Source organism: Micromonospora sp. R311 (assembly GCF_056780015.1).
The window spans coordinates 72970-84313 of sequence record NZ_JBSWCE010000006.1 but is presented as its reverse complement, the minus strand read 5'-3'; the positions used below and the strand labels follow the sequence as shown (position 1 = coordinate 84313).

8 protein-coding genes are annotated in these 11344 nt (G+C 75.4%); all 8 read left to right on the top strand.

Going from position 1 to position 11344, the window contains the following annotated elements; translation table 11 throughout:
* Positions 1-18: 18 nt before the first annotated feature.
* The 8 genes from AC1WTP_RS06710 (at position 19) to AC1WTP_RS06675 (ending at position 11231) form a co-directional block, all read left to right on the top strand.
* On the top strand, positions 19-1707 hold the full coding sequence (locus AC1WTP_RS06710; protein ID WP_481648346.1) for a glycosyl hydrolase: 1689 nt from the start codon (positions 19-21) through the stop codon (positions 1705-1707).
* Between the two features lie 223 nt (positions 1708-1930).
* Positions 1931-3862, top strand: a complete 1932-nt coding sequence (locus AC1WTP_RS06705) for a hypothetical protein (protein WP_481648466.1) — start codon at positions 1931-1933, stop codon at positions 3860-3862.
* Positions 3863-3955: 93 nt separating this feature from the next.
* Positions 3956-4507, top strand: coding sequence for an acyltransferase (locus AC1WTP_RS06700; protein ID WP_481648345.1), 552 nt, complete (start codon positions 3956-3958; stop codon positions 4505-4507).
* Entirely contained in the window at positions 4500-6104 is a 1605-nt protein-coding gene (locus AC1WTP_RS06695; RefSeq protein ID WP_481648344.1) for a lipopolysaccharide biosynthesis protein, read from the top strand. The genes AC1WTP_RS06700 and AC1WTP_RS06695 overlap by 8 nt, the downstream gene beginning before the upstream one ends.
* 3 nt (positions 6105-6107) lie before the next feature.
* Entirely contained in the window at positions 6108-7475 is a 1368-nt protein-coding gene (locus AC1WTP_RS06690) for an O-antigen ligase family protein (protein ID WP_481648343.1), read from the top strand.
* Positions 7472-9061 carry a lipopolysaccharide biosynthesis protein gene (locus AC1WTP_RS06685; RefSeq protein ID WP_481648342.1) on the top strand — a complete coding sequence of 530 codons (1590 nt, stop codon included), beginning with the start codon at positions 7472-7474 and terminating at the stop codon, positions 9059-9061. Before AC1WTP_RS06690 ends, AC1WTP_RS06685 begins: the two co-directional genes overlap by 4 nt.
* Positions 9062-9069: 8 nt before the next feature.
* Entirely contained in the window at positions 9070-9972 is a 903-nt protein-coding gene (locus tag AC1WTP_RS06680; RefSeq protein ID WP_481648465.1) for a sulfotransferase domain-containing protein, read from the top strand.
* Entirely contained in the window at positions 9969-11231 is a 1263-nt protein-coding gene (locus AC1WTP_RS06675; protein ID WP_481648341.1) for a hypothetical protein, read from the top strand. The genes AC1WTP_RS06680 and AC1WTP_RS06675 overlap by 4 nt, the downstream gene beginning before the upstream one ends.
* Positions 11232-11344: the final 113 nt, after the last annotated feature.

Here is an 11344-nt window from a genome sequence, read left to right as displayed (position 1 = left end):
GGACACAGGGAGTTGGCCTTGGCCCGGCACGGACTGCACCGGCTCACCCGGCACAGCGGCCCCCGCCGTAAGGCGGTGCTGCTGGGCGTCCTCGGCACGGCGGTGGTGGCCGGCCTGTCGGCCACCATGATGCCGCTGCTGGCCGCCGACGACCTCTCGTTCCGGGCGAGCGCCGACACCACCGCCACGGCGGTGCCGCAGGACGGGGACAACAGCGTGAAGAGCACGCTGGCGACCTGCCCGGCCCGCTGCGACGGCAATCCGCGCGGCGCCCGGGAGGCGGTCATCCGGTTCACCGTCGGTGGCCTGCCGGCGAACGCGGTCAACGTCCGGGCCACCCTGCGGGTGCACGCCTGGCAACGGTCCGCCGCGACGGTCACCGCGCACGCCTCGCGGCTCGACGCGCGGGCGGTCCGCCCCGCGCCGGTGGCGGCGGGCGCCACTCTGGACACCGTCTCCGGCGTGGCGCGGGGCTTCAACGAGTGGGACGTCTCGGAGCTGGTGCGCGGCAACGGCTCCTGGACGGTCTCGCTGGCGCAGGCCGGCCCGGAGACCCGGACCTACTGGGCGTCGAGCGACAACCGCGACCCCGACCTGCGCCCGCGCCTCGTCGTCCGCTACGACCTGGGCACCCGGCCCGACCCGGTGGTGACCACCCCGGCCGTCCCGTCCGCCGCGCCGACGACCACCGCCCCGCGGCCGACTCCGAGCCCGAGCCCGACCCGGACCACGCCGAGCCCGACGCCGAGCGCTCCGGTCGCCCGCTGCGGGCAGGTGTCCGAGAAGCTGGTGCCGTCCTGCGGCGCCTGGTGGGGGATGTACTCGCCGGCCGACGCGGGCGACGGGTGGGACCACGGCCGGGCGGTCGCCGAGGTGGAGGCGCAGGTGGGCCGGAAGTTCGACATCGTGCACCGCTACCACGACTTCTCCAACGCCGGCAGCAACGGCGCCTTCCCGGACGGGTACCAGCAGCGGCAGATGAACGAGGGCCGGCTGATGTTCTTCGCTTGGGAGTCCCGGATCTTCTCCTCGGGAGCGGTGCTGACCTGGCGGGACGTCTACAGTGGCCGCTACGACGCGACGATCGACGCGGTCGCCGGTCGGATCCGGGCCACCGGGGTGCCGGTCTTCATGGGCTTCGACCACGAGCCCGAGGACGAGCCGGCCAAGGGCAGCGACGCGGATTTCGTCCGGGCCTGGCGGCACGTGCACGACCGGTTCGTCGCGGCCGGCGCGGACAACGCGGTGTGGGTGTGGACGATGATGGGCTGGTCCGGCCACCACCACCGCTACGCCGCCCTCTACCCGGGCGACCGCTACGTCGACTGGGTCGCCTACGACCCGTACAACTTCCACGTCTGCAACGGCAGCACCGTGTGGAAGAGTCCGGGCGCCACCGTGGGCGGCTTCTACCGCTGGCTGGACGAACACGGCATCGGCGCCGGCAAGCCGCGGATGCTCGCCGAGTTCGGCACCAACTTCAACGCGGCCGACCCGTCGGCCAAGCGGCGCTGGTTCGAGGAGTTCCCGGCGGCGCTGAAGGCGCACCCGAAGATCAAGGCCGCGGTCTACTTCAACTCGGCGGGGATGACCACCCGGTCGAGCACCTGCAACATGACGATGAACCACGACGCCGCGGCGCTGGCCGGGTTCGCCCGCGCCGGGCAGGACGCGTACCTGCGGCAGCCCACCGGAGGGAGCCGCTGACGGCATGTAGTGGCAGCGTGACGCAGGGTCGCCGGATGTTCCGTCGGACATCCGACTCAACCCGTGCTCGGTCGCCTTGCCGACGCGGTGACCGCCCAATCGGCGGATATCGCCTGTCGAGGTTGTCGAGGCACGCTACGCGCGTTCTCATCCACCTTGGAGGCGCCGCGTGCCCACACTCCCGCTTTCTCGGCGTTCCGCCGGCTTCCGCGCCCGGGCCGGGTTGGTCGCGCTGGCGACCGTGGCCGCGGTGCTGGCCGTGCCCACCGCGGCGTCCGCCGCCGTGGTGCCGGTCCCCGCGCCGGCGACCCTGGTCTCGGCCAACCCCGCCGACGTCACCCCGCACGCCCGGGACGGTGAGACCCGGGCCTTCGCCCAGGTGGGCGGCATGGTCTTCGTGGGCGGCAGCTTCACCCAGATCCGGCAGACCGCCAGCGCGGCGTGGACCACCCAGCGCTACCTCTTCGGGTACGACCGGACCACCGGGACCATCTCCACCAGCTTCCTGCCGGTGCTCGACGGCGCGGTCAACACGCTGGTCGCCGGGCCGGGCGGCACGCTGATCGTCGGCGGCGCGTTCAAGACCGTCAACGGGGTGAGCCGACGCAACCTGGTGGCGCTCAACCCGACCACCGGGGCGATCGTCGACAGCTGGGTCGGCCGCTCCGACGGCGGCACGGTGCGCGACCTCGTGCTGCACGGCAACTGGCTCTACGTGGCCGGCGCGTTCAACTGGCTCAACGGCACGGCGCACGCCGGACTCGGCCGGCTCAACGCCAGCACCGGCGCGATCGACCCGACCTTCAACGTGAACATCAGCGCCGGCCGGCACGATACCGCCCCGTACGCGTGGACCATCGACGTCACGCCGGCCGGCGACACCCTCGCCGTCGGCGGCAACTTCATGTCCGTCAACGGCCTGCCGCGCAACCAGATGGCACTGGTGGACCTCACCGGCACGCCCACCGTGCTGGACTGGAGCACGGAGAAGTTCGTGCCGCCGTGCGCGGCGCCGGCGACCTTCGTGCACTACGTGCAGGACGTCAAGTTCGGCGCCGACGGCAGCTGGTTCGTGGTCGGCACGAACGGCGGCGGCGGCTGGCCGGCCGCGTACTGCGACGCGCTGGTCCGCTTCGAGACCGCCGCCCGCGGCGGCGGGCAGCTGGCGACCTGGGTCGACTTCACCGGCAACGACACCATCACCTCGGTGGAGGTGGCCGACGGGGTGATCTACCTGGGCGGGCACTTCCGGTGGCTGAACAACCCGAACGCCAGCGACCGGGCCGGCAACGGCGCGGTGGACCGGCTGGGCATCGCGGCGGTCACCCCGGCCACCGGCCTGCCGGTGAACTGGAACCCGCGCCGCAGCGGCGGCGCCTCGATGCCCGCCGGCACCACCACCTGGGGCTCTTCCGTGCCGGTGCTCTGGCGGGGCAGCGACGGGCTCTACTTCGGGCAGAACTCGGACGCGATGGCCGAGGAGTACCACGGCCGGCTGGGCATGTTCCCGCTCGCCGGCGGACGGACCATCACCCCGAAGAACCCGCCGACGGCGACCACCGGCAACCTCTACCTCGGCACCGGCAGCGGCGTGCTGGCCAAGGCGCCGTTCGACGGCGCCGCGGTGGGCGCCCCGGCCACGGTCAGCCAGCCGAACTACACCGCCGCCGGCGCGACCTGGCGGGTGTCCGACCGGATCTACTGGTCGCACACCGTGGCCGGCACCCCCACCGGCAGCCGGATCGACATCTCCCTGTTCAACGGCGGCGCCATCGGCGCGCCGTGGGAGGCGTCCGGCTACAACGACTGGTTCAACCCGGCGGCGATGACCGGCGCGTTCTTCCTCGACGGCCGGCTCTACTACACCCGCACCGGCGCCAACGCCCTCTACTACCGGTACTTCGAGATCGACGGCAACTATCTGGGCGCCACCGAGTTCAGCCTGCCCACCACCGGGGTGACCTGGTCGGCGGTGCGGGGGATGGCCTGGGTGGGCGGCCGGATCGTGTACGGCTCCACCGACGGGACGCTGCGCAGCGTGCCGTTCGACCCGACGGCCGCCCCGGTGGTCGACGGGACGGCGGCCACGGTGGTCGCCGCGCCGACGCCGGAGCTGACCTGGTCAACACCGTCGATGTTCTTCTCCGTGCAGTGAGTCGCGACGGTTCGTAACCGAACATCGGTAGATTGTTCGCGTCGGGCCGGCGACGGGTCCACTGTCGCCGGCCCCGCGACGTGGGGAGGGGCGTTGGTCGGCGCGGGAGGCATCCGCCGGGGGCTCGTGGTGCGGACGGCCTTCGCCGTCAAGCGCGGCTGGTACCGGCTGCGCTATCCGCGGCTGACGCTGGGCCGGGGCGTGGAGATCCGGGGCCGGATCCGGCTGCGCCGCGGCGTCCGGGTCAGCATCGGCGACCGCACCCGGCTGAACAAGCTGGTCCGGTTCGCCGGCCCGGGCGAGGTGCGGGTGGGCGCCGACTGCCTGCTCAACGCGACCTGGATCGGCGCCTGGAGTTCGATCACCATCGGCGACCGCTGCCTGCTGTCGGACTGCGAACTGCTGGACAACGACTTCCACAACCTGCCGCCGGAGCGTCGGCACGATCCGCCGACCCCGGCCACCCTGGCGCCGATCGTCGTCGAGGAGAACGTCTGGATCGGCACCCACGCGCTGGTGCTCAAGGGCGTGCGGATCGGTCGGGACAGCGTGGTGGGCGCCGCGACGGTGGTCCGTACCGACGTGCCGCCGCGGGTGGTGGTCGTCGGGAATCCACAACAGACGGTGAAGAAGTTCAATGACTGACGCTCCTGGGGGTCCCTGGACCGCCGACGCCGCGAGCCGGTTCCCGCCGGGTCGCACCGTCACCCTGATCGACCTGCTCCGCGTCCCGCTGCACCGGTTCCGGCTGGTGGTGACGGTCGCCGCGGTCGGCCTGCTGGCCGCGGTCGGCTACGTGCTCCTGGTCCCGGCCGCGGTGACCGCCAGCGCGGTGGTGGCCGTCCGCCCGGTCGTCACCGACGCCTTCACCCCCAGCGGGGCCGCCGCCGACCGGGCGGTGAACATGAACGTGGAGAGCGGCATCGCCACCGGCACCGAGGTGGTGCAGCGGCTGGCCGACGCCGGCGGGCGGGACCCGCGCGAGGTGCGTGACGCGCTCGAGGTCGAGGTGCCCACCGGCGGGCAGATCCTGCGCTTCGTCTACCGGGCGTCCGACGCCCGGCAGGCGGTGGCGAGCGCCAACCTCGCCGCCCGGGCCTACCTCGACGTGCGCCGCACGATGTACGAGAAGCAGCGCGAGGAGATGCTGCGCTCCTACGACGAGAGCATCGCCAAGGTCGCCGCCCAGCAGACCGCCCTGCAGAGGCGGATCACCAGCGCCCGGGAGGGCGCGGTCGACGCCGTGGTCGCCGAGCTGGCCGGGATCAACAGCCAGCTGACCCAGCTCAACTCGGCGCGTACCGAGATCGCCGCGGTCGACGTCAATCCCGGCTGGGTCACCCAGACCGCCGAGCGGGCGCTGGTCTCCTCGGCCGGGCACCGGCCGCTCTACCTGCTCGCCGGGTTGCTCGGCGGCCTGCTGACCGGGGTGGTGCTGGCGTACGTCTGGGAGTCGGTGGACCGTCGGATCCGGTCGGTGGCCGACGGGCGGGACGCCACCGGCCTACCGCTGCTCGGCACCGTCCGGCGCCGCCACCTGCGGGGCCGGCGGCAGGCGACCGACGCCGACGTGCGCTACGTCGCCATGGCCATCGCCGAGCGGGTACGCCAGCCCGCCCGGGTCGCGCTGCTGACCGCCCGGGAGGACGCCACGACGATCACCGCCGGCCTCGCGGTGGCCCTCGCCGCCGCCGGCCGGGAAGTCTTCGTCGCCGACGACAGCGGCCGGGCCGAGCAGTTGCGCGGAGCGGTGCTGGCCGACCGGGAGCGGCTGCCGGCCGCCGCCGACCCGGCCCGGCCGGCGGTGCCCAAGCCCCGGCCCAGCGGCTCGGCGACCGGCGGCGGCGCCGGGGAACCGGCGGCCCCCCGGCGGCCGTCGCCGCACCCGGTCGGCGCCCGCCCGTCCACCGACCCGGACGCCACGCTGACCCTGCCCCGGGTGGCCGCCTCCGCCGGCGCCGGGAACGGCCGGTCCCCGGGCGCCGACGCGGTGGCGGTGGGCGCCGGGAGCGTTCGGTTCGGCACCTGGCGCCAGGGCGCGGACCACGGGCTGGTGCTCTACAACGCCCCACCGGCCGAGTCCGACGAGCGGGGCGTCGCGGTCGCCCGGCAGGGCACCGCCGTGGTGGTGGTCGAGCGGGACCGCACCCGCCAGGGCGACCTGCGCCGACTCGCCGACCGGCTGCGCGCCGCCGGGGTCACCCCGCTGGGGTTCGTGCTCACCCGCAGCGGCCGGGGCTGACCGGTGCCGGCCACCCGCGCCCCGGCGACCGCCGAACCGGCCGGTGACGGCCCCGGCGGCGCGGAGCCGCCGCCACCGTTCCCGGCCCCGCCGCCACCCCGGCTGCCGCTCTGGCCGCTGGCGATGATGTTCGGCCTGGTGCCGCTCTGGTGGCTGGCCGGCGCGCTCTATCTGGGCTGGCCGCTGCTCGGCGCGCTGCTGTTCGCGCTGATGGTGACCCGGGGCCGGGTGCCGCTGCCGCCGGCCACCGGGATCTGGCTGCTCTTCCTCGCCCTCGTCGTGGTCAGCGCTACCCAGTTGCGGTCCGGCTCCTCGGTGCTGACCTTCGGCCTGCGGCTGGCGTTCTACCTCACCGCGCTGGTGGTCGGCGTCTACGTGTACGCCGTGGCGCGGGAGCGCCGGGACCAGGTGGCCGTGCTCGGGCCGCTGTGCGCGTTCTGGTTCGGCCTGGTGGCGCTGGGTTGGCTGAGCGTGCTGGCGCCGCGGTTCGCGCTGACCACCCCGACGGAGGCGCTGCTCCCCGGCGGGATCGCCGGCAACCCGTTCATCCAGGACATGGTCCACCTGACCACGGCGGAGTACAGTGCCCGCTCCCTCGACCCGATCTACCGGCCGGCGGCGCCGTTCGCGTACACCAACAACTACGGCAGCGCGTACGCGATCACCCTGCCCTGCGTGGTCGCCGTCACCATGCTGCGTCGGCGCGGCCCGCTCCGCTGGGCGCTGCTGGTCTCGCTGCCGGTGTCGCTGGCGCCGGCGTTCCTCACCCTCAACCGGGCGATGTTCCTCAGCCTCGGCGTCGGGCTGGCGGTGCTCGGCGTGCGGGCCAGCCTGCGCGGCAACGTGCGGGTGGCCGCCTCGCTGGTCGGGGTGGTGGTGCTCGGCGCGCTCGCCACCGTGTTCATCCCGATCGCCGACATGATCAACAACCGGGTCGAGTCCAGCGACACGAACAGCGACCGCCTCTCGCTCTACGCCGAGGTGCTCCGGCGGATCCAGGACTCGCCGTGGCTCGGCTACGGTGCGCCGGTCAACGCCGACACCGTCTCCGCCGCGGCACCGATCGGCAGCCAGGGGCAGCTGTGGATGGTGCTGTTCAGCCACGGCGTACCGGCGCTGCTGTGCTTCCTGGCCTGGTTCGTGGCCGCCGCGGTGAGCTGCGCCCGGGCCACGTCGGCGGCCGGCCAGTGGCTGGCCGTGGTGCCGGTGGTCTGCCTGGTGCAGATCCCGTTCTACGGCATGGCCAACCCGAACCTCGCGCTGGCCTTCTTCGCGGTCGCCTTCGCGCTGGCGCTGACCGAACGGGAGCGGCTGGCCGGGTTCGCCCACCGGGCGTGGCCGGCCCGGCGGCCGGCGGGGGCGCCGGCGTGACCGCCGCCACCCGGCCCGGCCCGCCGCCCGGTGCCGCGCCCGCCGACGGTACGGCGGAGACCCGGCGCAGCGCCCGCAGCGGGGCGGCCGGGCTGGTCGGCGCGGCCACCAGCGGCCTGTTCGGCTTCGTGCTGGCCGTGGTGATCACCCGCGGCTACGGCACCGCGGGTTCCGGTGCGTTCTTCGCCGCGATCGGGGTGGTCACCGTCGCCGCGGCGGTCTGCACCCTCGGCGCGGAGACCGGGCTGATGTGGGCGCTGCCCCGGCGGCGCACCGGGGCCGCCGGCGACGCCGCCCGGGTGCTGCCGGTGGCCCTGGTCCCGCCGCTGCTCGTGGCGACCGCCGTCGCGGTGGCCGGGGTGCTCGCCGCCGGCCCGCTCGCGCCCCGGCTGCTGGGCGGCTCGGGGGCCGCCGCCGTGCCGCTGCTGGCGGTCACCTTCGCGGCGGTGCCGGTGGTGGCGGCGATGAGCCTGCTGCTGGCCGCGCTGCGCTGCGTACGGCCGATCCGGGCGTACGTCGGGGTGCAGTTCCTCCTGCTCCCGGTGGCCCGCCCGGTGCTGGTCGGCGCGGCGGCCCTGGCCGGCGCCGGGCTGCTCGCCGGGATGACCGGCTGGCTGCTGCCGGCCGCGGCGGCCCTGCTGGTCTGCCTGGCGCTGGTCGCCGGCCCGCTCGGCGTGGGACGCGGCGCGCGGCTGCGGCCCGATCGGGGCGACTGGCGGGTCTTCTGGGGCTTCGCCCTGCCGCGGGCCGCCTCCGCGGCGATCGACGCCGGCAGCATGTGGGTGGGGGTGCTGCTCACCTCGGTGCTGGCCGGCCCGGCCGACGCCGGGGTGTTCGGCGCGGTCGGCCGGTACGTCCTGGCCGGACAGTTGGCCATGCAGGGGCTGCGGGTGGCGGTCTCCCCGCAGCTGTCCCGGCTGCTCGGCCGGGGCGAGCGGGCGGCGGCGGCCGCCGTGCACCGCCAGCTGACCACCTGGGGGCTGGTGCTGTCCTGGCCGGTCTACCTGCTGCTGGCGGTCTTCGGGGTGGCGTTCCTCGACCTGTTCGGCGCGGGGTTCCGGGCCGGCGCGGCGGCGATGACCGTGCTCGCCCTGGCGATGCTGGTCAACACCGGGGTCGGCAACGTGCAGAGCCTGCTGCTGATGGGCGGGCGCAGCGGGCTGCACCTGCTGGCCGCGCTGGCCGGGTTGCTGGTCACCGTCTCGCTCGGGCTGTGGCTGATCCCCGGCCACGGCGCCACCGGCGCGGCGCTGGCCTGGGCGGCCGGCATCGCCACCGAGAACCTCATCGCGTTCGGTTGCGCCCGGGCGGTGGTCGGCGAGCCCCTGGTGGACGCGGTGCTGCTGCGCGCCGCCGCGGTCACCGCGGCCGGGGTGGGCGGGGCGGCGGCCGCCGGGGTGCTGGCCGCCGGGCGCGGCATCCCCGGGCTGGCGGTGGCGGCCGGGCTGCTGGCGGCCGGATCCGTCGGCTTGTTGACGTTGCCGCCGGTGCGGCGCCGCATCCGGGTGACCATGAGGCAGATCCGCGGGCGGGAGGGGGCGGCCCGGGCCGTCGGCCCTACCCCGGCGTCGCAGAAGGGCAGGTGAAGGTCGTCGTGTCGTCCATCCGGGACCGGGTGAAGCAGCTCGTGCCGACCCAGGTGACCAACCGGGTGCGGGAGAGCCTCGTCGACTACGGGGTACGCACCAGCGACCGGCGGCCGTTGCCGGACTTCCTGATCATCGGGACGAAGCGGGGCGGCACCACCTCGCTCTGGAACTACCTCATCCGGCATCCGCTGGTGCCCCGGCTTTTCCCGGCCTGGAACACCAAGTCCGCGCACTACTTCGAGGAGCACTGGGGGCGCGGGGAGGCGTGGTACCGGTCGCACTTCCCGACCGTCCGGCAGCGCGAGGCGCTGGAACGGCGGTACGGCGGACCGGTCCGGGTCGGCGAGGCGGCCCCGCTGTACATGTTCCACCCCCTGGCGGCGCAGCGGGTCGCCGCGCTGATGCCGGCGGTGCGGCTGATCGTGCTGCTGCGCGACCCGGTGGAGCGGGCGTACTCGCACTGGAAGGAGCGCCGCACGCACGGCATCGAGCCGCTGGACTTCGCCGCCGCGCTGGCCGCCGAGGAGGAGCGCACGGCGGGGGAGCGGGAGCGGCTGATCGCCGAGCCGGAGTACTTCAGCCAGGCGTACGACTGGTACAGCTACCGGGCCCGGGGCCGGTACCTGGAGCACCTGGAGCCGTGGCTGGCGCGCTTCGACCGGTCGCGGATCCTCTTCCTGCCCAGCGAGGACCTCTACACCGACGCGCGCGCGACCTACCGCCGCACCCTGGACTTCCTCGGCCTGCCCCCGTACGACCTGCCCGACTTCAAGGTCTACAACGACCGCCGCTCGGCACCGCTCGAGCCGGCGGTGCGGGCGGAGCTGACCGGGTACTACCGCCCGTACAACGAGGCGCTGCGGCAGCGGCTGGGGCTGGCACTCGACTGGTCGGACCGGGCGGCGTGACCGCGCCGGCCGGCACCGCCACCGACCCCCGCTCCCGGGCGGACGGGCTCGGCTGGGTCACCCGGGCGGTCTTCGGCGACGAACGGATCGCCCTGACGGTGGGCGCTCCGCCGCCGCCGGGGCACCGCCCCGTCGCCCGGTACGCGATCGTCCCGTCGGTGCGCCGGGCCCGGTTCCTGCTGCCGCTCGGCGCGCCCCGGGCCACGGCCGCCGCGCTGCTGGCGTACAACGCGCTGCGCCCGCCGAAGGTGCGGGCGGTGCGGGCGGCGCTCGGCGGGCTGGCCCGGGTCGGCGCGGTCGACCGGCTGCCGTTCCCCACCCTCACCGTGTCGCTGCCCGCCGGGCTGCTGCCCGCCGACGTGCTGCTGGCGCAGCGGCTCGCCGCCGCGCTGGACGGCGGGCCCGGCTACGCCGCGTGCGGTGTCCGCCCGCCGGACCCGAACCACAAGCCCACCCTGCAACTCTTCGCCGCCGACGGGCGACCCCGGGGCTACGCCAAGATCGGTTGGAACGGCGCCACCCGGGCGTTGGTCACCGCCGAGGCGGCCGCGCTGCGTGACCTGCCCGCGCTGGCCGGCGTGCCGGGGCATCCGGTGGCCCCCCGGCTGCTGGCCGAGACGTCCTGGGCCGGGCAGGCGGTCGCGCTGGTGGAGCCGCTGCCCCCGGCGGTGCGGGGGACGCCGGTCGGCGCGCCGCCGGCGATCGCGGCGCTGCTCGCGGTGGCCCGCCGGGGTCGCCCGCCGGCACCGGCGCAGCCGCTGGCCGGGTCGGCCTTCCTGACCCGGCTGGTCGACGCGGCCGGCCGCGCCGCCGCGGCGGACCCGGCCGGCGCCCGGGCGGTCGCCGCGGTCGCGGCGCTGGCCTGCCGGCACGGCGGCACCCGGGTCGAGTTCGGACACTGGCACGGCGACTGGGTGCCGTGGAACCTGGGCCGGTACGGCGGCCGGTTGGTCGCCTGGGACTGGGAGCACAGTGGCCCGGATGTGCCGCTCGGCTTCGACCTGGCGCACGACGCGTTCCAGCGGGCCGTGATACTGCGCGGCGAACCGGTCGCCGCGGCCGCGCGGGCGGTCGACGCGCAGCTCGCCCGGCACGGCGCCGCGCTCGGCCTCGACCCGGCCGCCCGCCGGCTGGTCGCCGACGCCTACCTGGTGGAGATGTGGCTGCGCACCTGGCGGCTGGCCGACGCCGGGGCGGGCTGGAACCGCACCCTCCATCCCGCACTGCTGGACGTCGTCCAGAAACGACATAGCGGCTGATCGGGTCTTATCACCGGGACCGTCGGCAGGTACCTTAGCGGACAGTCACCGGGAAACCGCAGGTCGTGACGACCGTCGATGGGCGGCGGTCGGACGGCGCACCTCCTTCGCCA

Excerpts from the sequence above, each read along its gene's own strand:
- AC1WTP_RS06695 (WP_481648344.1), top strand. The coding sequence starts at position 4,500 with ATGACTGACGCTCCTGGGGGTCCCTGGACCGCCGACGCCGCGAGCCGG.